Origin of the sequence: Priestia megaterium (assembly GCF_009497655.1) — a bacterium.
GTDB lineage: Bacteria > Bacillota > Bacilli > Bacillales > Bacillaceae_H > Priestia > Priestia zanthoxyli.
This window is the reverse complement of the sequence record NZ_CP023317.1, coordinates 1663955-1689992: the sequence shown is the minus strand read 5'-3', so window position 1 is coordinate 1689992 and position 26038 is coordinate 1663955. Positions and strand designations below refer to the sequence as shown.

The following is a 26038-nucleotide window of genomic DNA, read 5'->3' as shown; positions in this document are numbered from 1 at the left end:
AAATTGCGCTAGTTATTTTAATAGCAAGCAAATCGAAAGCATCAGTTCACAATGTTACGATAAAGGCGGAGAAGTCATACTTGAGATACATAACCCTTTTACCAATGATTATTCTTTTATGTGTAGGTAGGCGTTATCTATCTACTCCAGTGTTTTTTCATAAATGCAGGGACATTTTCATTTTGCATTTTAACGAACGGTCTTTGCAAAAATAAATAAGCGCAGCTGCTTACTTCAGCTACGCTTATTTATTTAAATCTTTATGTTGATATTGACCTATAAACCACTCAATTCTCTACCTATACCTTATCTAGATCTAGATGAAAATCTCTTCATTATGGTCTGTACATGCCATAGCTCTACTGTTTAGTCTCAAATTAACTCCAACGTTTTTCGAGACGCAATATGATGGTAAACTGCACCAATCATACCTGATTGATTTCCAAAACTAGTAGATCTGATAACAGCACAGAATGCTGGATCAATTTCTAAGATTCTCTGTTTTAATTCGTTTATGAATGTTTTTCTTGAAGTAATTCCTCCCCCGATATAAAAAGTAGGAAGAGCAAACACATAATATAAGTTTAAGATGTTCATTGCCAATCCACTATATAAGTCACTAACCAGAAGCGATGCCACTTCTTCCCCTTGGTCGTAAGCTTCAAAGATTTGTTCACCTGAGACATTTTGAAAAGGTATATTCATACACTCTGCATATTTTTGGCGAATAACCGCCAGCGTAGCTGTTTTGTTAAATTTATGATTTTCTGCACTATCACTCGTAACGTGTTCACTGAACATATGTCCAAACTCACCAGATTGGTTACGTCTCCCTCTATAAAGAGCGTCGTTCAAATAAATTGCGCCTCCAATTCCTGTTCCAATAGTTAGACAAAGAAAGTCAGTCTCTTCTTTTGCACTTCCTTTCCATTTTTCTGCTAGAGCTACACAATTCGCATCGTTTTCTGCACTTATTTCCAAATCAGGAAATTGTTCTTTAAAATATGCAAAGATATTGAACCCATTAAAATCTTCAATAGCACCGCCCATTTCAATAAAACCTGTATTAGGATTAATAAAACCAGGTATGCTTAGAGCTAGCCCTACTACATCAGAATCCATTCGGCTTTCAATTTGAGTAAGAATAGTCTGCCCTTTCCTATTGGCTAGAGGTATTTTTACGGATTCAACAAGATCACCGGAAAGAGAAAATTTCCCCATTTTTAAATCGGTACCACCAATATCACAAGCTAATACAAATTTCATTGTATATCCTACTTTCTTCTTCAAAATATTGACTATAACTTCATTATAAGTGCATAAATAAAGAATTTCCCCCTATAAAAGTATACGGGGGGTAATTCTTTATTTAGTTGTTTTAAGCAATATTACTTTCTGATTGTTTTTTTGCTTCGAGCTCTTCATTGTAAGAAATACTATCTTGCATTCTGACAAAAGGAAGATAAATCATTACTGACATTGCAATGGTTACTATTTGCAATAAAGCCCCTCTCCAGCCGCCAATCAAGAAGCCAGAAACAACCGGCGGTGTGGTCCAAGGAACCTGAAGTGCATTGAAAGGCTCTACCCATCCCCAAATGATAGAGAAGTAAACCATAAATGATGCGATTGCAGGAACAATAATAAAAGGAACAAACATTATTGGGTTAAATACAATTGGCATACCAAAAATGATTGGCTCGTTTATATTGAATAAGCCAGGAGCTAAAGATAATCGACCGAGCTGCTTTAAGTGCGATGATCGGGCCACTATAAGGGCTGCAATAATAAAACCAATGGTAATACCTGATCCCCCTAGTTTCGTAAATACATCCAAGAATTGAATGGTTACAACTTTAGCATTCTCGCCTACAACAAGCTCTTTACCAGAATCCAATATTGCTTGGTTTTGTAGAGCATTGGCTGTTAGAAGCGGTCCCATTACTCCCATAATAATGGCAGCACCATGAATTCCACACCACCAAAGAAGTGACATTAAGACCATGATAAGAACTGCACCAGTAAGCGTGTCCGTCAAATTTTGCACGGGTACTTGCAGCAGTTTATAAACAATTTCAGTGAATGTCTTATTTGCAAAAGCTTGGCATAATCCAAAGACAATGGCAGCTACTGTAATGATGGCAAACCCAGGAATTAGTGCAGAGAACGAGTTTGCAACGCCTGGCGGAACACCTTCTGGCATTTTAATACGAATATCACGCTTAATAAACTGCGAATACACAAAACCAACAAATAGACCAACTACAATCGAGGCTAGTACACCCTGCCCGCCGGTCCAAACTTTGGGAATAACACCTGTGACGGTTTCTCCGCTTTTTGCCAAGACAGAGGACTGAGTGATAATAAGGAAGGCAACTACACCTAAAATACCAGCTGGCGTACCTTCAATTTTTTCGTTCCGGACGTATGAATAAGCGATTCCAAACACACCAATAAGAGCCAGAATATCAAATGTAGAACCGACAACCTGGGTAAGTGGAAGGTTCCACTGTTCTCCAAATAATTTCACCATAGCCTCTTCCCAGCCTGGAATAGGGGCAGCGAGAATTAATAGAAAGAGAGAGCCGATAATTGTCATCGGCATTGTTAAAATAAACCCATCCTTAATTGCAAGTGTTGGTTTTGCATTTGCAAATCGAAGGAAGAACGGGGTGAACTTTTCAAATACACTTTCTAAGCGACCCATAGGGGTACCTCCTTAAAGTTCTTCTGCGCGTGTAGCGATAATATCCTTGTACCAAAAGAATGATTGCTTTCGTTTTCTTGCAAGATTATTTTTGTGATCGACATAAATGAATCCGTATTGTTTTTTATAACCATTTAACCAGCTAAGCAAATCAATGACAGACCATGCAAAGTATCCTGAGACGTTAATTCCTTCCATGACAGCTTTTTTGACAGCGCTTAAATGATTTTCAATATAGTCGATTCGAGGTTGATCATGAATCTCTTCACCAACGATAGGATCTTCATCTCCTAAACCGTTTTCCGTGATATACATTTTGATGTCCCCGTAGCGTTCTTTAAGCATACGCATCCCTTCTAGAAAAGCATCAGGAGCGATTTCCCATCCCCATTTGGTATATACCTTTTCTTCCATCATGACTGTTTTGTATACACCGTCAAATGAAGGATTTCCAGGTTTACCTGTTGAGTTCTCACGTCCACCAGACAATACGAGGGCTGAATCGTTTTTCATTACGCGCTGTGGGCAGTAATAGTTTAATCCGATGAAATCATTCATAGGTGCCGTTCTATGAAGCAAATCCAGTTCCTCTTCTGTCATTTGCGGGAGTAGCCCTTTAGCTTCGAGCTCTTTTATTACATATTGTGGGTAAGCTCCTTTCAAAATTGGATCATAATACCAATGTGTCGAATATGCATTCGCATGTCTTTCTGCAAATTTGTTCTCTTCGTCTTCATCAATGCTAAACGCCGGGTTAAAAACATGAGTAATGCCAATTTCCCCCTCATAGCTTGACTGTTTGAAAAGTTCAACCGCACGGGCATGAGCCACAAACACATTATGTGTCGCCTGAAAGTATGCTTTCGCATCCCCTTCAATTCCTGGTGGATGAGCACCGGTTAAATAGCCTAACGAACAAAAGATAACCGTTTCGTTAAAGGTAATCCAATTCCGTACTCGATCGCCGAATGCTTTAAAACAAACATCAGCAAACGTGACAAATGCATTGGCTGTTTTAGGATTTAGCCAGCCGCCTTCTTCTTCAAGCGTTTGAGGAAGGTCCCAGTGATACAATGTGACGAACGGAACAATTCCGTGTTTTAAACATTCATCAATGACATTATTATAGAATTCCAATCCTTTTTGATTTACTTCACCTGTACCGTTGGGAAGAATACGTGTCCAGGCAATGGAAAACCGATACGATTCCAATCCCATCTCTGCCATAAGTGCGATGTCTTCTTTATATCGGTGATAATGATCAATGGCCACATCACCGTTTGTTCCTTCAAATGTTTTACCGGGAATCTTTGAGAAGACGTCCCAGTTCGAAACCCCTTTACCGTCCTTGTTCCATGCCCCTTCTACTTGATAAGAAGCTGAAGCTGCGCCGAACAAGAAATCTTTTGGCATTTTCAAATCATTCACCCCGTTTATTTATTCGCTAATTTAATCGCGTGTTCAAGTACTTTTGCACCATTCATCATGCCGTAATCCACCGTGTTAATAACATCAATAGCGACACCTTTTGGTTCACAAACAGCTTTTCCTTTGTTTAACAAATACTTTACCTGAGGACCTAATAAAGCAACATCGATATTATCAACATACTTTTCCATCTCTGACTCAGGGTAAGCTGCAATCTCAGCTTCTACACCACGCTCACCAGCAAACGCTTTCATTTTCTCCACTAACATACTTGTTGACATACCTGCTGCACAGAATAATCCAATCTTCACCATATCAATTCATCCCTTTCAATAAGTTAATTTCTTTTTGCATGGTCATCATATGATCCAATAGCTCTTTTACTAAGATCGTGTTCATCAAATGGTCTTGGGCATGAACCATCAATACACCAACCCGTGCCGATTTCCCTTGGGCCTCTAGTGTGACAAATTTTGTTTGAATAGCATGTGCTTCGTTTAAAATTGAATTCGCTTTTGCTACTTCTGCTTCTGCCTCTTCTACTTTGTTTTCTCTGAGCAGATGTAAAGCAGCGTGATAGCTCGCTTTAGCATCACCTGAAAATGCAATTAATCCAAAAATATCTTCAGAGCTAATCTCAATCGATTCTTCAACCATATATGTACACCCTTTCGTAAGTACAAATCTAATTTGTTGGTACAAATTTTATAAATTTATAATAACTTACTCAGATTCATATGTAAACTATTTTTTTTATTTTCAGACAAAAAAAAAAAGAGCCCTGAGCTCTCTTTGCACCTTAACTACCCTTCATATTTGATACTTTTAGCAATTTTACATGTTTGAAGTGATGCACTGACTGTGAATAATCAAAAATAGCACCGTTTATTAAATAAACCGTATTATCTACCACCAAAGCCGGATCATTCTCTTTTAATCCCAATAAATCAGCTTGCTCACACATAAGATAATCGGCACGAATAACACGATCTGCAAAGCCAATTGCTAGTTGCTGGTCATTGCGTAAATATGTATAAATGGATTTTTTTACAATATTTTCATCAAGATATTTAACAAGATTTTTGTTAAAATATGAAGTTTCAATTGAAAATGGATCTCCATCAACATATCTTAGCCTTTTCACATAATAAATAGGTGATCCAATCTTGCATCCCATATTTTGAGCGAGTTCCTCGTCCGCAGTAATTACTTTAAAATCTAGGAGCTTGTTTTCTACAAGACGGTCACTAAAGTCATTGGTAACTCCTTGTAGCTTTTCAAGATTAACGTATCCATTGTTGTGATGATTACGAATAAATGCACCGCTGCCCTGAACTTGATATACATATCCTTTATTTACGAGAATTTCAATTGCTTTTCGTACTGTATTACGGCTCACCTGATACTTTGCTGCATATTCATCTTCAGTCAAAAGTTTATTTGTTTTTTGATAAACATGCTCAGTAATATCAGATTCAATTTGGCCAGCTACTTGCAGATATTTTGGCATCATTCTGTTTTACACCTCTCTATACAAACTAAAAAACTAGGGATTATTATAGCATAAAATACGGAAAGAAATGCTTTTATGAATATACTTGAAAGAAAAAAGCTTTATACCCTTGTTCAATATGAAGATAGCGCTACTACTTATATTACTCCTAAAGTACTGGAGTTGACGTATTGTAAAACATCTAAGATTTTGCAAATCATTATACTTACGGATCAAAAATGAAGTTCGATGGCTTTATCTAATTGCTTTTTTAATACAAGTTAAAGTTAGCTTTAAGTCAAGGTTTCCAAGAATAATTCCAAAAAAAAACGATTTTTCAAATCATAAAAATAAGTCTACACCTTAACCGTACGGACTTAAAGTTAAGTTAATTCATTGTTTTATTTTTTTGGGGGTTCTTGATTTCCTGCTTTACTGATTATCGTAAAGGGAACAAAAATAATAAATAAAATAACTAAGTTCGTTTTCACAATCGTTTCAATTAAAAAGTGCGTTAACCCTGCTTGGGTTAACGCACTTGATCGTTAGGCTTGAAACAGCAAAACTCACTTTTGTATAGAATCTAAACATCCTTTCAAATGCTGAAATAGGGATCCATTTTGACGGGAAGAGTAAGGGTAATTAGTAAATTCAGGGTGCGCATTACGCTCGATTACTTTTAAGCCGATGATTTTTCTGATGACTTATTGCCCGGTGCAAACCAACCCAATAGCGCGATACCAACTAATACCCCATAGAAAATCAGTGTCCAAGCAGTGCTATGAGGGAAATGAGAATCTAAGACCCCGATATCTTTATGTGCAAAAGTAATAACCGCAAGTTTCACACCGACCCAGGCAACAATTGCATATGCTGTCGTTTCTAAGGCAGGTCGCTTTTCGAGAAGTTTTACAAACCAGGTTGCTGCAAACTTGATTAAGATAAGACCTGCAACTCCTCCAAGAACTACAACTGCAAACTGTCCTCCATCCATCCCACCGATTTCTCCAAACTGTGAATCCGGAAGCCCAAGAGCTATGGCCACTGCAGCTAAAATAGAATCTATGGCAAAAGCAAGGTCAGCTAACGCAATTTTCCCCACTGTTGGCCAGAACCCCTTTCCAGCAGACTCCTTCTCATCATCATCATGAATATTCTCATTATGTTTCCCAAACCGCGCCTGAATGACATGCTTCAAACCTAGATACAGGAGATAAACGGCTCCTATGGCCTGTATCCACCAGACGTTGGCGATAAATGAAATGGCAAAAAGAGCTCCAAATCGAAAAATAAATGCCATCAGAATTCCGTAATTAATCGCTCTTTTTTTCTGATCCTCGGGTAAATGCTTGGCTATAACTGCCAGTACAAGAGCATTGTCAGCTGATAATAATCCTTCTAATCCAATTAGAATCAATAATGCCCATACGTATTCGAGCCAAATAGATTCCATCCGCTTCTCCCCTTTCCAAAATGTAAGCTGCTATGCTAAAGGTTTTGTTTACAATAGAATAACCATATATGCTAAAGGCAACCCTAAAAGATAGGATTTTCATTATTTTAACACTAACCTTCTATAAAATACTGCTTTAAATACAAATAAAAACCAAATTATTAAATTTTTACGTTTTTTATCATATAATGTCGCTTTTTTACATGATTAATGAAAACTTCGGGCCAACATCTCTATAAGTTGGATGGTTAATAGGTAATCGCTATTATTTCAGGCTTTTTTTTACAAAGTGCTTGCGACCAATGAAAAGAACGGCTAAAAAATATTCATCAATATTTTTTAGCCGTTCTTTATTTCTTCTTTGTACCATGCAATAAAACGGGTCAATTAGGACTAATCCCTACCCAAAAAAGATCTACTAGAGCCTGAGCCGTTTTTTCAGGGCCTCCTAATTCAGTTATTAATTCTTTTTTATTCCGAATCATTGTGACCATAGAAAATGTATGCGCAAGCAAGCGAGGGCTTGTTACGACAATTTCACCGTTGGTTGCAGCTTGTTTGAATACGTTCTCCAATGCCTGATGTATGGCTTTCTCTGCTTCACGAATTTCATGAATATGATCTTCTGTAAGCGAAGAAGTAGCTTCCTGCAATAATGTTTCAAAATCAATATGCGGTCTCTTTAAGTGATCCAATGTTACCTCGTATAATCTATGTTTCAGCCCTTTGGAATTTTGTAATAATTTCTCTGTCTGTTTTGTAATACGTTGGAACATGCTTGATACCGAAACGGTAAATAAAGTGGCCTTATTTTTAAAGTAGTAGTAAACACTAGCCTTAGTCACATCGCTAGCCTCAGCTACTTGCTCCATTGAGACTCTTTCATATCCATATGCCATAAATAAATGGGCAGCAGTCTTTAAAATTTGCTCTCTTGTTATATTATTTTCAGTTGTTATTTTGGGTCTGCCAGGCTTTTTTTTTGGTGTCTTATCAGTATTCATAAGAGGGCCTCCTTCTAGTTCAAGAAATTGCCACATTTAAACTAGTTGATTAATTAACCTTCTGGTATATATAATTATTGAAGGTTCTATATATATTGTAATAGAAACAAACAGATTTGGAAATGAGGGAGAATTAATGAAAGAATCACCTTTAGCAACATTCAGCCGATTTATGACTGGGAAAGTGAGTCGATGGGTTGTTATTGCCGTATGGATTTTGGCAACTGTAGTCCTCACGATTGCTTGGCCTGCTGTGAATAAGACGGAAGTAAACAATGCACCAAACTTAAGTGAGAATTCACCTTCCGTAGAAGCTGAAAATCTTATAAAGAAAGAATTCCCTAATTCATCAGGGGTTCCTGCCTTACTTACATGGCACAAAGAATCAGGTTTGAATAATGATGATCTAAAATCTATTCAGCAAATGGCGGCGGATTTAGAAAAGAAACCATTAGAAGCACAAACGTCTACTCCGCCTTTGCATAAATTACCGTTAGCAGCTCTGCAAAAGATGGTTTCGAAAGACGGAACAACTCTTGTACAGCCTATTTTCTTTGAAGAAAACGTTGAAACGGATGTACTAGAAAAAAACCTAGATACGATTAAAAAACAAGTAAAAGAGAATGTTTCATACGATTCTTTTGCGACGGATATCGATGAAAAAGATAAGCTAAGCACGCGCGTTACAGGACCTGTAGGAATTCAAGTAGATGCAACCAGCCTATTTGAAGGAGCAGACGTTTCCTTACTAATCGCGACAGTTTTATTAGTCTTAATTTTACTTCTTGTAATTTATCGTTCCCCAATTTTAGCGATTATTCCTTTGATCGGTGTAGGTTTTGCCTATGGGGTGCTGAGTCCAATTCTCGGTATTTTAGCAGATAAAGGATGGATTACGGTCGATTCACAGTCCATATCCATTATGACGGTCTTGTTATTTGGAGCCGGAACAGACTATTGTTTATTTTTAATTTCTCATTATCGCGATGAGCTTCGCAAAGTAAAAGATAAGAGACAAGCACTTATCAACGCCTTTAAAGGTGCTTCAGGTGCTATAGCGATGAGTGGCTTTACGGTTGTCATCTCTCTTTTAGCTTTAATCGTGGCAAAGTACGGGGCTTACCACCGTTTTGCAATCCCGTTTAGTTTATCTATTCTGGTTATGGGATTAGCGAGCTTAACTCTTATTCCTGCCCTGCTTGCAGTTATGGGAAGAGGTTCTTTTTATCCTTTTGTTCCTCGCACTCCCGAAATGGAAGAAGAATTGGCGAAAAAGAAAGGAAAACCGGTGCGTGACCGAAAAGAGAAAAACCGTTTCGGGAATTGGATCGGTAATGTGGTTACGACTAAACCATGGACAATCATTGTAGCTTGTCTAGTCTTTTTTGGAGCTTTATCCATATACTCTAGTCAAATCAAGTACACGTATGATTTATTGTCTTCTTTCCCTGAAGATATGCCTTCTCGTGAAGGATTTACGATTATCTCTGACGCTTACTCTCCTGGTGAACTAGCACCAGCACAAGTAGTAATTGATACAGAAGGAAAATCGGTAAATCTAGAAAAAGAGTTAAAGAAAAACGATCTTATTAGTACCGTTTCTGCACCTCAAAGCGGTAAAAGTAATAAGGATTTAAAGGTATATGACGTCACGTTTAATGTAAATCCATATAGTATAACAGCTATGGAGGCTATTCCAGACTTGAAAGATGCAGCCGAAAAGGCACTGTCACAGTCCGGAGTTTCCTCAGTAAAATCCAAAGTATGGATTGGCGGTCAAACAGCGACGCAATATGACACGATGACTGTTAGTGATAAAGACAACAGTATTATTGTCCCGTTAATTATTATTTTTATATCGCTGCTGCTAGTGGCTTACTTGCGTTCTATTGTAGCTATGCTTTATTTAGTGGGAACCGTTATCCTCTCTTACAGTGCAGCTTTAGGCTTAGGCTGGCTCATCATCCACAATATCATGGGAGCAGATGCTATCCAAGGAGCGATTCCTTTATACGCATTTGTATTCTTAGTGGCGCTTGGTGAGGATTATAATATTTTTATGATCTCAAGCATCTGGCAGAAAAAGAAATACATGCCGTTAAAACAAGCGATTAAAGAAGGCGTAAGTGAAACAAGCGGTGTTATCACATCAGCTGGAATTATTTTAGCTGCTACATTCGCGGTTCTAGCAACACTGCCTATTCAAGTTCTGGTTCAGTTCGGAATTATCACGGCTTTAGGTGTTCTGTTAGATACATTTATTGTGCGACCATTCCTTGTACCTGCGATCACTACGGTTTTAGGAAGATTTGCTTTCTGGCCAGGTAAAGCTGAAGTGGTATCAGAAAAAGAGAATTAAGTAGTAAAAAAAAGGTGTTTTATAATTGATTTACTATATGGCTTCTATGAATGTAAAACCAAGAAAAAAGCAAAGAGAATATTAATATTCTCTTTGCTTTTTTAATTTACTTCCATCTGTGCTCTTCTTTATCTGTTAGCTTTACGATAAACGGAAATAAACCAATAAGAGATATAGCAACAATCCCACTTAAATAACCTAGCCCCATTAAAGGACCAGCACCTTTAATGGAGATAAATTGTCTGGTATGGCATTTAGGACACTTCTTTCCTTTCTTAGAAAACCCAAGTAACCATACATTTTTAGCGTTCCATTTGTAATTGCAATGATTGCAACAAGCCATATATACTCTACCTTTCTTGTCTTATGCTTTTATTTGTTTTTATGTAATTTTTGAGCGGAATTATAATGTTAGTTCATATTAGTCTGATGATGATTAAAAGTCATATTTATAATTTCTCCAAGCAACAGTCCTACAGCTGCTACTGGTATAAACACTTTAAACATACTAATAGAAACATCTAAGCCTAAAATCAGTAAAAGAAAATAACCAAATAAGAATCCTGTACAAATAAATGAATATTTTTTTATCAATTTTCTCAAAAAAACACCTCTTTTGCTTGAATACTCCATTCACATCTTTATGTATAAAAGGATCATCTATTCTTTCCAAAATGTTTATTTTGTTTTTTAACTTGAACGACTTTATAAATAAACAAACCTAAAGAAACCATTAAAATTAACCAAAAGATTTGAAAAGCTACGTCCGCCCAATTAACACTTGATATATCCATATTATCGCCTCCTATATCTTTTACGAACTAATTTCATAAAAGTTCCATATTTGTATTATTTATTGTGTTTTCTAAGTGATATTCTCACTTGCACTTTAGAACCTCCTATAATCAGTCTTAACTTTAAATGTATTAAAAAAGGGGAATACACTTTGTAAAAAGGTGTGATTTTATTAACTTTTTACGTATTACCACAACGGCTGTTGTTCTTTCTTTTTTTGGTGTGATATTCAGAATCGTTTACGGCCAAATAATTGGGGAAAAAGATTTTCAATTAGAAAGTCTCATTGGTCTCTTCGTTGGTTTTTTTGTGAGTATTTTTTTCATTTATTGTTTTAATGATTATTGTAAAAAGAAAAAACATAATTAATTCACTAATTAGCAAACGAAGCACTCAATGCAAATTTTAATAATCTAGAATGGCTTTCCGCACAACTTTCATAAAAGCAGCTATTTAGGATAAATTATTACTGAAGAAACATATGCTACTGGAGGTCGTAACTTGTTAATAGGTGAGATTGTTCAAAAGCTAAATAATGGTGCTTCTTATGAAGATATTGCTTCTTCCATTAAAATTAGTGTAGATATCTTGAAAGATGATTTAAAGAAATTCGGATTTCATTACGATAATAAAGAAAGAAATCTCGTATTTACAGGATACGAATCTGAATATGAAAATACACTTTGTATTTGTTACTCTGATATCAGGAAACTTTCTACTTAACATTTTTGCGTTAAAATGATTTCGCTTCTATTAAATTATAAAAGCGCGGGCTGCATTCAGCCCGCGCTTTTAACCCTCTTCATTTTAGTTCTCTTTTTAACACTTTACCGAGCTGATTTTTAGGGAGTTGATCAATAAAATAAACTTCCGGAACTTTGTAACTTGCTAGACGATCACTACAATAATTTAGAATGTCTTCTTTTGTTAAAGAAGAATGAGGATCCTTTACTACATAAGCTCTAGGTTTTTCTCCATAAACAGGATCTTCTACTCCTACTACAGCAGCTTCTATAACCGTGCCTATTTGCTCAATGATTTCTTCGACCTGATCAGGATAGATATTATCGCCGCCATATACAATAACGTCTTTATAGCGTCCCATAATATATAAAAAGCCGTCTTGATCTATCTTTCCAGCGTCCCCCATATAGAACCAGCCGTCTCGAAGCACTTTATCAGTTGCCTCTTGATTATGCCAATAGCCTTTAAAGCAATAGGGACTTTTTATAATAATTTCTCCAACTTCTCCTGTTTTTACTTCTTTTCCTGATTCGGGATCAATAATTTTCACTTCTACACCGGAAAGAGGCTTACCCGCCGATTCAATTTTTTCATTTCCCATATCCGGTGTCCATACACTCACTGTCCATGCTTCTGTACTTCCATACCCTTGTATCATGCTAATGCCTAATTTATCATATTCCTTAATAAGATAAGCAGGAACTTTTGCTCCTCCTGCAATAGCAACCTTTAGTGAAGATTTCTTTGGCCCTGCATTTTTCACTACTTCGAGCATCTGCATATACGTAGAGGGAAACGCTAACATCATAGTGATCTTATGAGTTTCAATCGTTTCCCAAATGATTTCTGGTGTAGGATCTGACAACAGAAACAACCCCATTCCGTTGGAAACAGATTTTAAAATATTGTTAATAGAACTCATATGATAAAAAGGATGCGAGGCAAGAAATCGACCATCCTCTTCATAGTCTATTCGTTGACTCGATGGTTGTATATAAGAATACACGTGACCATGCTCAATCATACAGCCCTTTGCATTGCCAGTTGTTCCAGAAGTAAAAAGAAGCATCGCAATGTCATCTTGAGAGACCTGTATATTTGGGTTTAGTATAGAATACGCAGAAAAAATGTCATTATATTCTTCAACTGTCTCCACACTATTTTCTCTTCCTACTTGTAAAGTAATAACGTCATTTAATATTTCAGAATCAAAAGGAATAACCTCATGAAATTTTTGGTCGTAGAAAATAACTTTAGGTTGTGCACTGTCTAAAATATCGATAATTTCGTACTTCGTCAGCTGCCAGCTAATAGGAACCGCTACGGCTCCAATTCTTAATGCAGCTAGCAGAATGGTAGGAAACGGATGATTATTTTGACATAGAATTGCAATTCGATCTCCTTTTTTAACATTATGGCTTAACAGGTAATGAGCCAGCTGATTGACACGTTCATTATATTCTTTAAATGTATGGAAAGATGTACTCCAAATTAAAGCCTCTTTTTCAGCAGATTGTTTAGCTCTTTGTTCTAATAGTTCTCCAAGTGTATACATGATAGCTCTCTCCTTTAATGATAATGACCAGTTTGAATCATATTTAAATGGTGCTTCATTCTAATTATTTTTAACTCTATAAACTACATTACCCAAACTTAACGTTAACGCAAACGTCAATTATAGACGTTTGAAAAATTCATATCTTTTGAACATATAAAAGATACATATTAGTTATTCAGAAAAGACTATTCAGTATACTTTGAAGCTTATGCTGAGGAGTTCATAGCGCTTTATCTTGTAAGGTTCTTTTCTTTTTTTAACTTTAGTCTCCTTTTGTAGCAGCTATTACGTATGTTCTCTTTCTATGCATCGAGTTAATTGCTAGTTGCACTCTCCATGTGAATAACAAAAGTCTTAAGAGTTATATTAATAAAAACGCTAAGATAATATAGAGCTTCTCTTCTTGCTATAGGATCTATAATGACCATGGAGGAAAATATGAATAAAGTCTTTTTTATTTTTATGATTATTGGTGTACCTCTTTCAATTATTGGCAGCATGTTTAATTGGAATTATATTTTCATGTTTTTTATTTATTGCGTGACATTAATTAGTTTGGCTAATTACATTAGACGTTCCACTGAAAGCCTTAGCGTTGTAGTAGGTCCAACAGCAGGCGGATTACTGAATGCTACGTTTGGCAACGCTGCGGAAATTATTATTTCATTTTTTGCATTAAGTAAAGGATTAAATACAATCGTCATTTCCTCAATTACGGGAGCAGTTCTTGTTAATCTTCTTTTTGCCAGTGGAATATCCATGATCGTTGGAGGTATTCGATTTAAAAAGCAAAAATTTAGTGTGTTTAAAACACGACATAATACCTCCCTCTTAATGTTTGCTATTATCGTAACTTTTGTATTGCCATTTATCTTTGCAAAACGCTTGGATGATAAAGATATGCAGGTTCTATCCACTTCTTTTGCTATTGTGATGTTGACCATTTACCTGCTTGCTCTTCTTTTTAAACTTGTCACACATAAAGGGATTTTTACCGGAAACGCAGAAGAAAATGGAGAGGAACCAGAATGGGGAAAAAAGAAAGCAATCGTTGTGCTTGGACTGGCCACAATTGTACTAGCTTATATTAGTGAGAAACTTGTTGGCACCATTGAGCCAGTAGGTGATGCCTTAGGCTGGAGTCACGTTTTTATTGGAATTATTGTTGTGGCCATAGTGGGAAGTGCTGCAGAGTACGTGTCAGCAATTGCCATGGCCTATAATAACAGAATGGACGTAATGGTGGAGATCTCCATTGGTTCAACCGTCCAAACGGCCATGTTTGTTGCTCCTATACTTGTTCTGTTCTCATACTTGTATGATTTCTTGCCTCTTGTGTTTAATACAGCGGAAATGATTGCGATGATTCTTGCCGCTCTCATGACGGTGACCGTTGTGAACGATGGTGATTCCAACTGGTTTGAAGGTGTTTTACTTGTTGGTACCTACATTGCGATAGGCTTTAGTTTTTACCTTTTATAGAATTTTTTCAAGAAAAAGATGAAAATTTCAGCTTACATAAAGACAAAGCTTAATCATCTTTTTAAATCTTGACGAATAATATATACACAAAAATTTGCTTTTCTTTTGCATGGTTTTCAACTTTAAACACAATTAAAGTATTGCTGTATTGATAATATATAATCGTATATGAACAAGAAAAACGGGCTCTTATCTGCTAAGAGCTCGTTTTTTATATTTATTTTATCTACCTTACATATAACCGTTTCAAATAAACAAAAGACACCAGTAAACCTAAAATGTATGTACATATTTTGAAGCGAATGACATATTAATAGCTCAAGAGACAGTGTTTACTAATAAAAGTTAGAGGAGATGAGAGTGAGAATGGATAAGTTTAATTCACAATCATCCACTGATCATCCAAACCCGCAAGTATGGAATTTTGTTTCGGCTCCTAATTTACATCCCATGAAGGTTACCATTAATACTAATAAGCCTGGAACAGCTCCCGGCCTATTATTTGTTGCACCCTATACGGTATATGGAGCAGCGATGATTGGACAGACCGGCGCACTAATTATGGATCAGACGGGTAATCCAGTGTGGTTTAGACCGCTTGCTAGTAGGTATATCCAAAATACAGACTTTCGAGTACAAATATACTGCGGGAACCCTGTTCTTACGATGTGGCAAGGGACAATTTCAGGAACTCAAACTTCAGACCCTAACCTTCCAGTAGGTGAACCTGAGCCTGGTGCTTATTTTCAAATTATCAATCAGCATTATGAGGTCATTAAAAAGTTATTTGCTAAAAAAGGGTTTACCTCTGATTTGCACGAGTTTACAATTACCAAACGGAATACGGCTTTGTTTACAGCCGTAAAACAAATACCCGCAGATTTATCTAAGTATGGAGGGCCATTACATGGGTATTTTAGTAATTACTCTATTCAAGAAGTAGACATTGAGACGGGAGAGCTTCTTTTCTTTTGGGATGTACTTAAACATATTAATCCAGCTGATTCGATGGTACCTGCTTCATCCGCAACAAGCTCTAACAATATATGGGATTGTTACCACGTAAATTCAGTCGAAGAAGGTCCAAACAATACACTTTTAGTGAGCATGCGTAGTATGTGGGCTATTTATAATATTGACAAAGAAACGGGAAAGGTAATTTGGAAACTTGGTGGAAAGCAAAGTGATTTTAGGCTTGGACCGAACGCTAAATTTTCTTGGCAGCATGATGCGCGCTACAGGTCCGAAAACAGGATAAGCTTGTTTGACAATGCCTGCTGTGCTTCTCCTGATTCTCCACCTCAAGGGCAAGCGCGTGGTTTAATTCTTCACTTAGATTATAAACACAAGGTTGCAAATGTAGATCGAACATATTATCATGACCCTGCTTTATATGTTCCAAGTCAAGGAAATGCGCAAAAGCTTTCCAATGGAAATCAACTCATTGGGTGGGGACAAGAACCGTACCTTTCGGAATTTAGGAACGCTGGCAATACACGGAGAAACCCTTCATTTAATTTGTTATATGATATGCAGTATCCAAATCAGAATCTTTCGTATCGAGCCTTTAAAAATAAGTGGGTAGGTCTCCCACTTTATCCGCCTAGCATAACTGTAGACTTATTGCCCGACGGTGAAGCTACAGTTTACGCATCATGGAATGGTTCAACAGAAACAGTCGCTTGGCAGGTACTGGCGGGACCAACACCTTTTAAATTGTCAGTAGTGGTATTTAGTACCCCTCGTACTGGATTTGAAACAGATATTCATGCTGAGGCAGGTGGTCCCTATTTTCAAGTCAAAGCATTAGATTCATGCGGGAACGTCATTGGTACATCACCAACTACTTACGTGAAAATAAGACGAAATAGACGAAAGTGAGCATTAATAATCCTCTATTAGATTTTTAAAAATGTTCGTATAGTGCCCCTACTCTGATGACCTGGGGGAATACTTGATATAGATGAGTATGGGGTACTTTTTCTCTCGAATTACTTACCTTTTAAAACAACATCTTCTGATTTGTCATTCCATTTAGCAGTTAAAATCAAATGTTTAGATTTCATTATACCTTCACTAGCGTCAACCTTTACTTTCTCTTTAAAATTCCCTTCTTCATTTAACCTTGCGTCTCTCACTGCAATTCCATTTTGATTATTTGAAGTGTCTAAATTAATTCCAAAATCCCCTACGTTTTCTACCTTACTACCTAGATAATTTAAGTTAATTTGAGCTGTTTCTTTACTATTTTCAACGGGATATAACGTAATAGTAGCTGACCAGCTTTGAGTTTCACCTGAAAACTCTAAAGGATCCTCAACTTTACTTTGACATCCAACTAATGAAACAAAAAAGAAAAGACTAAATAAAGCAATACAAAACTTTCTCATCCTCGTCCTCCATGTAAACAGTATAATGTCATTTTTACTAACTTATATTGTATTAAACTATATATTTTTAGTTAACGCCGCATAGAATATTATCTAGTAAAGAACATATGTAAGATCTTTTTTAAAAACTGATCGTAGATTTTGAAAGATGCGCTAAATGCGGAACGTTTCTTTTCACTTTCCATTATAATTTTATCCCCTTTTATCCTCAGGCATATTCTATATAAAGCAAATTGCCGTTAGTTTAAACAATGAAAGGTCTCCCAGAAATAATTCTGAGAGACTAGTAAAAAAATTAACCTGTGAAAAAACTTACAACACCTATCAGCACAAAAAATATGAGAATTGCAGATAAAATGAGTACAACTGTAAAGATAGGTTTATACTTTGCTCTATTTTCTTGATTACTTATCTTATTATGTAAATCATCTAATTTTCTTTCAATTTCATCCAGACGTTTTTCAGTGTTAATATCCATCACCTCCTACCTTTTATACGAATTACTCCTCTAAAAGTTTCCCAATTACTGTATTTTAAAGAATATATATGTAAAAAACACTTTAAATTGTATGTATAGTTAGTTACCAAAATCTTCTTTTCCCATAGTAAACGTTCATTAAAAAACAAAAATCTTAATCTAAATCAAAAGTGAAAGGGACTTACTTGTTTGATAATAAACGAAATAATAAACGAAACAGCAATTGTTGCCGCTAGCTGCTTTGGAGTTTTGTAAAAGACTACGCATAAAACAGCATACATAATGAATTCTTCAATATAGTTTACATGTATATAAAATATTCCAACCGCTAAAGAAAGACTTAACAATAACCCCATAGGCAAAGCTGGTAATATCCAAGCTAGACGTAAATTATTTTTAGCCATCCATACAATAGCTGCTAGAAACGGAGACGCTATTGCGATACTTCCCCACAGTAAAAAATAACTAGTTGGAAAAAATCCAAATAAAAAAGCGGAATATATATAATAGCCTGTTAGCATTCCTATAAAGAACATGAATGTATTAAGAGCCGCACTAATTTTGGTTTTACTATACGCAGCTATAAGGGTAGCAATCAGTATCCAAATCCCTGTCCTCGAACACAAACCTCCAAAATATGGCAGGATGTTCATCCGCCAACTTCCATCAACACCTGCAACAGTATCTAAATATTTGGCTGCTATCCCCAAAGCTGTACCGAAGACTAAATAGATAATAGAAAATGCAAGTTTGTTTGTAGACTTAACTATTCCAATAGTAAACTCCCCCTAACCAAAGAAAATCTATTAAAATGTTTTAACTCTTTCGTCCAAAAGCTTTTGTATCAATATTTTTGTCATCTAGGAAACTCTCTATCTTTATCTGCTCTCTTCCATTTACACTTTTATTTTTATTCATAAGTGACTCAATTTCTGTTTCAGAAAAATCTCCTTCACTCATATGCTCAACCATGTCATCGATTGCTTGATCCAGTTCATCCAAAATTTGATTGGAACCCATAATATAGCGGCTAATTCTCTCTGAATCTTTTTTATATCCTTCTGGTAAAGTATTTTGCGAAATATAGGTGGAAAAGTTATGATCATTTGCTTTCACCAGGTCTTTTAACTGTTCAAATTTTTTCGTTTGAGCTTTATTTAATTTTTGATCGGACTCCATCATTTCTTCAAATTGATCACCGGTATTGGATAGATCCTCGTTAGTATCTAAGTATGTCTTTATACTTTCTTTCATTTCTTTTTCATCAATTAAGGCATTATTTTTCGATGAACTAAATATGGAAGTTGGTAATACAATTTTTCCACTAGCTTCTTTTGTACTTTCCTGATAAGAACAAGCGCCTAATAAAAAAATAATTATTAAGCTAAAACAAAGTTTTTTCAATTCAAACGCTCCCTTTAACAATGTATTTTTTCCATTAATTTACACAGAAAATTTTAACATTAAAATCCTCTTAGGACTATACATCTAGAGGCGTATATTGGAAAAGTCCCCCCACCTAATTAAATATAGCAAAAAATGTTAAGAACAAAGATTTGTTTGCTGTTATAGTGAACGTAAGGTAGGTGAATGTAAATGAATTATGTAACTTGTATACAGAGAACGCTGGATTACATTGAGGAGAATTTGGAGACACAAATCACTTTAGAAAAGTTAGCAGAAATTGCCTGTTTTTCTCCTTTTCATTATCACCGTGTCTTCCAAGCCATGGTTGGAGAATCAGTGATGGATTATGTGAGGAAACGAAGACTTACGCGCGCAGCAGAACGCTTATTTTTCACAGATGAAAAAGTCATTGATATCGCACTTGATGTTGGTTTCCACTATCAAGAGTCTTTTAACAGAGCGTTCAAAAAATTTTATGATGTTTCACCGAAACAATACCGTAACGCAAGAAGAATATCTGGACCGCTGCGAGGAAAAGCCTACCTAAATACTGCAATTTTGTCAGGAGGAAATAAGATGGAACCAAAACTAGTCACTAAACCTGCTTTTTATGTCATTGGATATGAGCTAAAAACAAAGAACGAGGGTGGCCAGAATAATAAAGACATTCCTGAATTTTGGCAACAGTACATGCAAAATGGATTAGGCTCTAGAATACCCCATCCCATAAACAAAAACGTGGAGCTTGGTATTTGCACTGACTTTAATCCTGAAACGGGTGAGTTTGTTTATGTAATTGGTATGGAAGTTGAGAAAGACACTCCAGCACCTGAAGGAACAGTTTACAAAAGCTTCCCTGAACTAGAATATGCCGTATTTACTACACCAAAATCAAATGAAGAATCTTTTACTTCTTCCATTCAGTCCACGTGGAATTATGTTTTTACAGAATGGTTCCCTGAATCGGGTTATGAACACTACGGATCAATGGAATTTGAACTGTACGACAAAAGATGTTATGGCTCAGAAAATAAAGAGATTGACATCTACATTCCGGTAAAAAAACAGGCTGTTAAGGCGTAAAAGAGAAAAGCATTCCAAGTAGAAATTCACTTATAATGCTGAACATATTCCTATACAAAAGCCCAATCTCTAAGCACTTATATTTAAGAGAGGGCTTTTTATTCTTTTGCATTGGGAATTTTGGAATCAGCCAATTTGAATATTCCCTTCATTTTTAGTTATCATAATGTACGATATCGGCAATAAAAACATCAGATATACAGAGAAATACGATGTGCTTTTCTCTCCAATTACTTAATTCTTAAAACAATATCTTCTGATCTGTCACTGGATATAAGGTAATACTAGCTAACCCGCTTTGATCTTCTTCTAAAAACTCTAAAGAATCCTCGGCTTTATTTTGACATTCAACTAATACGACAAAAAAGAAAACAAAATTAGATACATTTACTATCACTTTATTTTATGTATTTTCCTCACGTGCATATTTTTTACATTTTATAGGAATGATAACGTTACTCGTTGTATAACAAATATTCACTCATATAAAAGGTGGTAAAACGTGCGACAAAGATATCTTCTGAAAAGCTCTAATAAAGAAAAGACAACAGATTGTTCAGCAACTCCCTTATATGATGATGTAAATAAAAATATAGAGAGACTATTGAACGAATTAGGAAATAGCTCCGATGTATTGGTTCGAATGGTTGAGTCTCCGTATCAAAACACGTTAAAAGCAGCCGTTATTCACCTTGACGGATTAGCAGATGAAAACATTATAAATGAGAATATCATGACTCCTCTTATTCAGTGGCTTAAGGAAAGTAATCAAGTAGTAACCGCCAAAGAGATAGAAGCACAAATACCCCAGATGTTAACTGTATCTCAATTGACTATAAAAGAGAATTGGCATGAATTTATGTCAGCCGTTTTAACTGGTGATACAGTCATACTACTGAATGGAAGTTCTAGAATTTTCATTGGCAATACAAAAAAACTTCAGTCCCGCGCAGTAACAGAACCAACCAGTCAAACGGTTGTTAGAGGACCTAAAGATAGTTTCACAGAGAATTTAAGGACGAATACTTCTTTAATACGAGCTAGAATTCAGGATTCTAATTTACGCTTAGACAGCATGAAAATTGGAAGCGTAACCCAAACAGATATAGGGATCATGTATATTCAAGGGAATGCAGATGAACGTATTGTAGAGGAAGTCAAAGAACGTTTAAAAGAGATTAAGGTAGATGGGGTCCTCGAGTCGAACTATATTGAGGAATTTATCCGGGATGATAGGACGACTATTTTTCCACTTCTATTAAATACGGAACGACCTGATGCCGTTGTAGGAAATTTATTAGAAGGTCGAATTGCTATTATTGTACAAGGAACACCTTTTGTATTAATCGCACCTGCTATTTTTTCTCAATTTTTTCAGTCTCCCGAAGATTATTATCAAAATTATTATATTGCTTCCTTTTTAAGGATACTAAGATTTGGTTCTTTTTTTCTGTCTATGTATGCGTCTGCTATCTATTTAGCATTGATTACGCATCATCAGGGACTTATTCCAAACACATTAATGGTCAGTTTAATGGCGCAAAGAGAAAGAGTTCCTTTTCCAGCAATTGTAGAAATGGTAGTGATGGAATTAGCTTTTGAGATGTTGCGAGAAGCAGGAATCCGAATGCCTAGAGCAATCGGACCAGCAGTCTCAATCGTAGGAGCGCTGATTTTAGGACAAGCAGCTGTAGAAGCAGGTTTTGTATCGGCGGCTGTTGTGATCATTGTTGCTATTTCTGCCATCAGCAATTTTACACTGCCATCTACTAGCATTGTCAATGCGGCCCGTGGTTTTCGGTTTATCTTGATTCTAATTTCAGCATTTATTGGCTTATATGGAATTTTGCTTATGACCTTATGTATATGGCTTCATATAAGTAGTCTAAGATCTTTCGGTATCCCCTACTTTTCACCTTTTGCTCCCTTTGATTTTAAAAAGCAAAAGGATACTTTAGTTCGATTCTCTTTACCATCTCTGTTGAAAAAACATCAAAATAAATAGACGTCATATAAAGATGAATGAGGATAGAAAATGAAAACTTATCTTTCGCTTTTATGGATCGCTGCCATTTGTTTATGCGTTTCAGGATGTTCGAATTACCGAGAATTAAACCAAATAGGAGTTATTATAGGATTGGGAATTGATAAGAATGAAAATTTGGAACAACCTTATAAAGTAACCTATCAGGTCATTAACCCAAGTGGTTTGTCACAAGGCAGTTCGTCGGGAGGACAAGGTCTTCCTGTCATTAACTATACAGTAACGGCCAAAACGTTAGTGGAAGCATTAAAAAAAGCCTCTGTCGTCATCCCAAGAGAACATATTACTTCTCATCTTTCGCTTATCGTTGTAGGTGAAAAGTTAGCAAGAAATGACCTTAGCTCATTATTTGATGCCTTGGATCGAGGCAAGCAAGCTCGTACAAGTATTCCAGTTTTTATTGCACGTGATGGAACTGCTGAGAAATTGCTTGGTGTGATTGAACCTTTCGAGGTTACTCCAGTCAAAAGTATCCTAAGTACAACCCAGAACAATCAAAAAATGTACGGAATAGTTAGTAATGTACAAGCATATGAAGTTATTTCTATGCTTTTGAGTGAGGGAAAAGACCTATCTCTTCCTGGAATCACCATTAACAAACCCTCTCAGAAGTCAGAAGAAGCAGGCAATTTAGAGAATACCAGCCCAAGCGCTATGCAGGTAAAAGGATTAGCTATGTTTAGAAAAGGGAAATTAGTTCAATGGCTGGATGGGGATGAAGCTCGATCTGTTCAACTTGCTACGTCTAAAGTGAAGAGCACGGCCCTTGTTTTCCCTTGTAATATAAATGAGAATATCACAGTTACGACGACCGGAATAAAAAGTCAAATAAAGACAAAAATCCGCCATGGACAACCTTTTATTCATACAGATTTGAATGTGATGGGAGAAATTACGGAAACATCATGCCAGAAAGATTTAAGCAACCCTAAGGTCTTAAAAGAGTTGGAAAAAGAAGTCCAAAATGAACTGCAAAAGGAAATTACAAAGACTATTACCATCGCACAAAAAGAAAAGGCAGATATATTTGGCTTTGGTGATAGCTTATCTCGAACCAACCCTAGTTATTGGCGTCAGCATAAACAGAATTGGAAGAATCTATTTTCAAGTGCGAAGGTATCGATGAATGTGAACGTCAGTATCGTAAATACCGGAATGCGTACAAATCCTTATGAGGTAAATTAGATGAGGAGCTGAAAAAGCGTTGACTAAAATAAAAATCGATGGATTTCAATTATTTTGTATGATGTTTATCTTTATATTGGGCAGTACGTTACTTTTAGATATAGGAAAGGCTGCTAGGCAAGATGCATGGATAGTCCCCCTTTTGGCTACTTTTTTTGGGTGTGTACTGTATTTAGTCTATATCTCCTTATATAAGAGATACCCTAATATGCCTTTGACTGGCTATCTCATTAAAATCTGGGGTAAATACGTAGGCGGTGCTATTAGCTTTTGCTATATTATATATTTTGTTTATATTGCTTCTAGAGTACTACGTGATTTTGAAGAATTACTAATTAGTTCTTCTTACTATGTTACATCGATTATTACGCTGGGCATATGTATGACCTTTGTGTTAATTTATAGTATTTACTTAGGAATAGAAGCATTCGCACGAGTTACATGCTTATGTTTTGTTGTTATTTTACTGACTCTTTTTATATTAAATGTTTTGTATGTAGTAGGAGGCTATATCAAGGTGGAAAACCTTCAACCCGTATTAGCAAATGGATGGGGAAACATAGGGAAAGAGTTAGTCCCTCTTGGTATTACTGTGCCTTTCGGGGAATTGATTACCTTTACTATGATTCTTCCTTATTTGAATAAAAAAAGTCAGGCTGCAGCAATTGGACTATCCGCCATTATAACAGGAGGAATTGTCTTAACCATTAATTCGATTATTCTTTTGTGTGTACTCGGACCAGAGACTGTTTTAAGATCCTCTTTCCCGGCTCTTACAGCTGTGAGTTACATTAACATAGCTAGTTTTATTCAAAGGCTGGATACCTTTATTCTTATTCTCATGGTCATTTTAGGTTTTGTTAAAATAACCATCTATTTCTTTTGTGCAGTGATTGGCGCGGCTGATTTGTTTCGAATGAAATCTTCTGTTACAAACATTTATTTAATTGGCGGTGTTATTTTTTTCTCCTCACTGATGATTGCTCCTAGTTACCAAGCTCATATAAATGAAGGACTCAAAATTGTTCCTTATTTATTGCACCTCCCTTTTCATATAGCAATTCCCATCTTATTGCTGATTACAGCATATATAAAACAAAAAATAAAGCCTGCCCTTTCATGACAAGGGAGGCTATTGTTTTTTTAACACAGGAAAAATGCTAACAGTAACGAACAACAAAGCAAATAAAATAATCAAAAAATAATCTTCCCCACGTGCAATTATAAAATATTGTTTTATATTATAAAGCGATTGAAACATATAGTTTCCCTGAAAAGCGTCAATGAACGCAATAAGAACATAAGCACCCAACGTAATACATAAGGATGGAATTATTTTAGCCATTATATCAGCCTCACCTTTTTCTTTTAAATTGCGGTAAATACTATAAAAATATACAAGGCGTCCATGAGATTTAATACTATTTATTAAATAATTGATCTTCTGCAAAGCAATCTGTTATAAAAACCTTACATAACAAGAATTGTGGACAATGATTTCCAAGGAGCTTTGTTCATTCTAATGCACGGTTCTATTTTTATAAACTCTTGAGAAATAGTACAAGCCAAGCAGAAGTAATCCTACATTTGTATAAACATAAAAGATAAATCCATACCAAACATTCTTTTGAGCCAATGAATCAAAAACGTAGTGCAATAAGTGGTATAGCGCTACATAGATTAAACAAAGACTCCAGAAAATATTTTCTTCTCTAGAATAAATCTCTCTTAGTAATAAAAGAATGATCCACCAAAACACAAGTATGGATAATGTACTGAGTAAGTTAATTGGATAAGTCTTATAGTAAAAAGAATACGCGCTGCTATAAAATAAAAGCATCGATAGTAACAACATGAATAGTGGCTTTCTAGAGTGTTTATTGGTGATAAAAAAGTACAAGCCAATTAAAATGGCCATAAAAAAATAAATGTAATTCAACAAATTCTCCATCTCAAACCTCAACATTTTTATAATTTAATACTATGATATTTACGTTTCTCATAAAATCTTTTATGTAGTGGGTCAAAAACACAGCATCTTATGCTTCCTTGCCTCTTTTATGTGTACAATACCCAAAGATAGCAATTCCAAAAGAAACTCCAAAAGCGGTTGAAAATGCTGTTAAAAGATCAGAATTAGAGGTAAACAGAATATTAATCATTAAGTTTCCTCCGAAGAAGATTAAAAAATATACAAAGAATTTCAAAATAACTTTTTTCAAGAACTACCCTACTTTCATAGATGTCGTTTAAATTGACTGCTGATTCAACACAGATTTTAAAAACCACGAAATTATAAATATATCCAATATAAGATTATATTACCATATATTTTTACTGGCCATAAAAAAGAACCTCTTTAAAATAGAGGTTCTTTTTTATAACAGATAAGATATTTAGTTACGGTAATGACAAGAATTAAAATGTCA

At 35.7% G+C, this 26038-nt stretch carries 26 protein-coding genes; 8 read left to right on the top strand and 18 right to left on the bottom strand.

Going from position 1 to position 26038, the window contains the following annotated elements:
* Positions 1-372: 372 nt before the first annotated feature.
* From CEQ83_RS08435 to CEQ83_RS08400, 8 genes are all read right to left on the bottom strand, one after another.
* Positions 373-1266, bottom strand: a complete 894-nt coding sequence (locus CEQ83_RS08435) for an ROK family protein (RefSeq protein ID WP_155017177.1) — start codon at positions 1264-1266, stop codon at positions 373-375.
* Between the two features lie 112 nt (positions 1267-1378).
* On the bottom strand, positions 1379-2707 hold the full coding sequence (locus CEQ83_RS08430) for a PTS sugar transporter subunit IIC (protein WP_098627288.1): 1329 nt from the start codon (positions 2705-2707) through the stop codon (positions 1379-1381).
* Between the two features lie 12 nt (positions 2708-2719).
* Positions 2720-4126 carry a GH1 family beta-glucosidase gene (locus tag CEQ83_RS08425; protein ID WP_155017176.1) on the bottom strand — a complete coding sequence of 469 codons (1407 nt, stop codon included), beginning with the start codon at positions 4124-4126 and terminating at the stop codon, positions 2720-2722.
* Between the two features lie 14 nt (positions 4127-4140).
* Positions 4141-4449, bottom strand: coding sequence for a PTS sugar transporter subunit IIB (locus CEQ83_RS08420; RefSeq protein WP_014460687.1), 309 nt, complete (start codon positions 4447-4449; stop codon positions 4141-4143).
* A 1-nt stretch (position 4450) separates the two neighbouring features.
* On the bottom strand, positions 4451-4792 hold the full coding sequence (locus CEQ83_RS08415) for a PTS lactose/cellobiose transporter subunit IIA (protein WP_014460688.1): 342 nt from the start codon (positions 4790-4792) through the stop codon (positions 4451-4453).
* Between the two features lie 142 nt (positions 4793-4934).
* Positions 4935-5648: a GntR family transcriptional regulator gene (locus CEQ83_RS08410; protein WP_155017175.1), complete on the bottom strand. Its 714-nt coding sequence runs from the start codon at positions 5646-5648 to the stop codon at positions 4935-4937.
* A gap of 658 nt (positions 5649-6306) precedes the next feature.
* Positions 6307-7080 carry a TerC family protein gene (locus tag CEQ83_RS08405; RefSeq protein WP_033578590.1) on the bottom strand — a complete coding sequence of 258 codons (774 nt, stop codon included), beginning with the start codon at positions 7078-7080 and terminating at the stop codon, positions 6307-6309.
* A 383-nt stretch (positions 7081-7463) separates the two neighbouring features.
* Positions 7464-8084, bottom strand: a complete 621-nt coding sequence (locus tag CEQ83_RS08400) for a TetR/AcrR family transcriptional regulator (RefSeq protein ID WP_155017174.1) — start codon at positions 8082-8084, stop codon at positions 7464-7466.
* Between the two features lie 136 nt (positions 8085-8220).
* On the opposite strand from CEQ83_RS08400, the gene CEQ83_RS08395 reads away from it, so the two are divergent.
* Positions 8221-10443, top strand: coding sequence for an MMPL family transporter (locus CEQ83_RS08395; RefSeq protein ID WP_155017173.1), 2223 nt, complete (start codon positions 8221-8223; stop codon positions 10441-10443).
* Positions 10444-10549: 106 nt separating this feature from the next.
* On the opposite strand, the gene CEQ83_RS08390 is transcribed toward CEQ83_RS08395, so the two are convergent.
* From CEQ83_RS08390 to CEQ83_RS08380, 3 genes are all read right to left on the bottom strand, one after another.
* On the bottom strand, positions 10550-10786 hold the full coding sequence (locus CEQ83_RS08390; protein WP_098113365.1) for a hypothetical protein: 237 nt from the start codon (positions 10784-10786) through the stop codon (positions 10550-10552).
* Between the two features lie 68 nt (positions 10787-10854).
* Positions 10855-11046, bottom strand: coding sequence for a hypothetical protein (locus tag CEQ83_RS08385; RefSeq protein ID WP_033578587.1), 192 nt, complete (start codon positions 11044-11046; stop codon positions 10855-10857).
* 53 nt (positions 11047-11099) lie between these two features.
* Positions 11100-11237, bottom strand: coding sequence for a hypothetical protein (locus tag CEQ83_RS08380; RefSeq protein ID WP_155017172.1), 138 nt, complete (start codon positions 11235-11237; stop codon positions 11100-11102).
* Between the two features lie 502 nt (positions 11238-11739).
* On the opposite strand from CEQ83_RS08380, the gene CEQ83_RS08375 reads away from it, so the two are divergent.
* Positions 11740-11961: a hypothetical protein gene (locus tag CEQ83_RS08375; RefSeq protein WP_155017171.1), complete on the top strand. Its 222-nt coding sequence runs from the start codon at positions 11740-11742 to the stop codon at positions 11959-11961.
* A gap of 79 nt (positions 11962-12040) precedes the next feature.
* On the opposite strand, the gene CEQ83_RS08370 is transcribed toward CEQ83_RS08375, so the two are convergent.
* Complete coding sequence (locus CEQ83_RS08370; RefSeq protein WP_155017170.1) at positions 12041-13537, bottom strand: class I adenylate-forming enzyme family protein; 1497 nt, start codon at positions 13535-13537, stop codon at positions 12041-12043.
* A gap of 441 nt (positions 13538-13978) precedes the next feature.
* Here CEQ83_RS08370 and cax point away from each other — a divergent pair, with 441 nt between their 5' ends.
* Together cax and CEQ83_RS08360 are read left to right on the top strand one after the other, a co-directional pair.
* The gene (gene cax / locus CEQ83_RS08365) at positions 13979-15022 is read left to right on the top strand and encodes a calcium/proton exchanger (protein WP_028413861.1); all 1044 of its coding nucleotides are present in this window, start codon (positions 13979-13981) and stop codon (positions 15020-15022) included.
* Between the two features lie 366 nt (positions 15023-15388).
* Positions 15389-16903, top strand: a complete 1515-nt coding sequence (locus tag CEQ83_RS08360) for an arylsulfotransferase family protein (protein WP_098627292.1) — start codon at positions 15389-15391, stop codon at positions 16901-16903.
* Positions 16904-17013: 110 nt separating this feature from the next.
* On the opposite strand, the gene CEQ83_RS08355 is transcribed toward CEQ83_RS08360, so the two are convergent.
* The 4 genes from CEQ83_RS08355 to CEQ83_RS08340 form a co-directional block, all read right to left on the bottom strand.
* On the bottom strand, positions 17014-17412 hold the full coding sequence (locus CEQ83_RS08355) for a hypothetical protein (RefSeq protein ID WP_049163928.1): 399 nt from the start codon (positions 17410-17412) through the stop codon (positions 17014-17016).
* A gap of 295 nt (positions 17413-17707) precedes the next feature.
* On the bottom strand, positions 17708-17890 hold the full coding sequence (locus CEQ83_RS08350; protein ID WP_014460704.1) for a hypothetical protein: 183 nt from the start codon (positions 17888-17890) through the stop codon (positions 17708-17710).
* 164 nt (positions 17891-18054) lie between these two features.
* The gene (locus tag CEQ83_RS08345) at positions 18055-18543 is read right to left on the bottom strand and encodes a DUF6518 family protein (RefSeq protein ID WP_034265031.1); all 489 of its coding nucleotides are present in this window, start codon (positions 18541-18543) and stop codon (positions 18055-18057) included.
* Between the two features lie 163 nt (positions 18544-18706).
* Positions 18707-19294, bottom strand: coding sequence for an NDxxF motif lipoprotein (locus CEQ83_RS08340; protein ID WP_165573362.1), 588 nt, complete (start codon positions 19292-19294; stop codon positions 18707-18709).
* Between the two features lie 192 nt (positions 19295-19486).
* Between CEQ83_RS08340 and CEQ83_RS08335 the strand changes: the two genes are divergently transcribed.
* The 4 genes from CEQ83_RS08335 (at position 19487) to CEQ83_RS08320 (ending at position 24732) form a co-directional block, all read left to right on the top strand.
* On the top strand, positions 19487-20380 hold the full coding sequence (locus tag CEQ83_RS08335) for an AraC family transcriptional regulator (protein ID WP_098999978.1): 894 nt from the start codon (positions 19487-19489) through the stop codon (positions 20378-20380).
* A gap of 502 nt (positions 20381-20882) precedes the next feature.
* A complete protein-coding gene (locus tag CEQ83_RS08330; RefSeq protein WP_098999979.1) occupies positions 20883-22385 on the top strand; it encodes a spore germination protein in 1503 nt (500 codons plus the stop codon).
* A 30-nt stretch (positions 22386-22415) separates the two neighbouring features.
* A complete protein-coding gene (locus tag CEQ83_RS08325; protein WP_154972776.1) occupies positions 22416-23609 on the top strand; it encodes a Ger(x)C family spore germination protein in 1194 nt (397 codons plus the stop codon).
* A 19-nt stretch (positions 23610-23628) separates the two neighbouring features.
* Entirely contained in the window at positions 23629-24732 is a 1104-nt protein-coding gene (locus CEQ83_RS08320) for a GerAB/ArcD/ProY family transporter (RefSeq protein WP_098999982.1), read from the top strand.
* A gap of 9 nt (positions 24733-24741) precedes the next feature.
* Here CEQ83_RS08320 and CEQ83_RS27380 read toward each other — a convergent pair whose 3' ends face one another.
* Together CEQ83_RS27380 and CEQ83_RS27570 are read right to left on the bottom strand one after the other, a co-directional pair.
* The gene (locus CEQ83_RS27380) at positions 24742-24954 is read right to left on the bottom strand and encodes a YczF family membrane protein (protein WP_223546499.1); all 213 of its coding nucleotides are present in this window, start codon (positions 24952-24954) and stop codon (positions 24742-24744) included.
* A 694-nt stretch (positions 24955-25648) separates the two neighbouring features.
* Positions 25649-25771, bottom strand: coding sequence for a hypothetical protein (locus CEQ83_RS27570; RefSeq protein WP_255293454.1), 123 nt, complete (start codon positions 25769-25771; stop codon positions 25649-25651).
* Positions 25772-26038: the final 267 nt, after the last annotated feature.

Coding starts and splice junctions, on each gene's coding strand:
- CEQ83_RS08405 (WP_033578590.1), bottom strand. CDS start 7,080: ATGGAATCTATTTGGCTCGAATACGTATGGGCATTATTGATTCTAATT.
- CEQ83_RS08335 (WP_098999978.1), top strand. CDS start 19,487: ATGAATTATGTAACTTGTATACAGAGAACGCTGGATTACATTGAGGAG.
- CEQ83_RS08435 (WP_155017177.1), bottom strand. CDS start 1,266: ATGAAATTTGTATTAGCTTGTGATATTGGTGGTACCGATTTAAAAATG.
- CEQ83_RS27380 (WP_223546499.1), bottom strand. CDS start 24,954: ATGGCTAAAATAATTCCATCCTTATGTATTACGTTGGGTGCTTATGTT.
- CEQ83_RS08390 (WP_098113365.1), bottom strand. CDS start 10,786: ATGGCTTGTTGCAATCATTGCAATTACAAATGGAACGCTAAAAATGTA.
- CEQ83_RS08420 (WP_014460687.1), bottom strand. CDS start 4,449: ATGGTGAAGATTGGATTATTCTGTGCAGCAGGTATGTCAACAAGTATG.
- CEQ83_RS08355 (WP_049163928.1), bottom strand. CDS start 17,412: ATGAGAAAGTTTTGTATTGCTTTATTTAGTCTTTTCTTTTTTGTTTCA.
- CEQ83_RS27570 (WP_255293454.1), bottom strand. CDS start 25,771: ATGATTAATATTCTGTTTACCTCTAATTCTGATCTTTTAACAGCATTT.
- CEQ83_RS08410 (WP_155017175.1), bottom strand. CDS start 5,648: ATGATGCCAAAATATCTGCAAGTAGCTGGCCAAATTGAATCTGATATT.
- CEQ83_RS08430 (WP_098627288.1), bottom strand. CDS start 2,707: ATGGGTCGCTTAGAAAGTGTATTTGAAAAGTTCACCCCGTTCTTCCTT.
- CEQ83_RS08345 (WP_034265031.1), bottom strand. CDS start 18,543: ATGAACATCCTGCCATATTTTGGAGGTTTGTGTTCGAGGACAGGGATT.
- CEQ83_RS08415 (WP_014460688.1), bottom strand. CDS start 4,792: ATGGTTGAAGAATCGATTGAGATTAGCTCTGAAGATATTTTTGGATTA.
- CEQ83_RS08395 (WP_155017173.1), top strand. CDS start 8,221: ATGAAAGAATCACCTTTAGCAACATTCAGCCGATTTATGACTGGGAAA.
- CEQ83_RS08350 (WP_014460704.1), bottom strand. CDS start 17,890: ATGGATATTAACACTGAAAAACGTCTGGATGAAATTGAAAGAAAATTA.
- CEQ83_RS08400 (WP_155017174.1), bottom strand. CDS start 8,084: ATGAATACTGATAAGACACCAAAAAAAAAGCCTGGCAGACCCAAAATA.
- CEQ83_RS08370 (WP_155017170.1), bottom strand. CDS start 13,537: ATGTATACACTTGGAGAACTATTAGAACAAAGAGCTAAACAATCTGCT.
- CEQ83_RS08380 (WP_155017172.1), bottom strand. CDS start 11,237: ATGGATATATCAAGTGTTAATTGGGCGGACGTAGCTTTTCAAATCTTT.
- CEQ83_RS08325 (WP_154972776.1), top strand. CDS start 22,416: ATGAAAACTTATCTTTCGCTTTTATGGATCGCTGCCATTTGTTTATGC.
- cax (WP_028413861.1), top strand. CDS start 13,979: ATGAATAAAGTCTTTTTTATTTTTATGATTATTGGTGTACCTCTTTCA.
- CEQ83_RS08360 (WP_098627292.1), top strand. CDS start 15,389: ATGGATAAGTTTAATTCACAATCATCCACTGATCATCCAAACCCGCAA.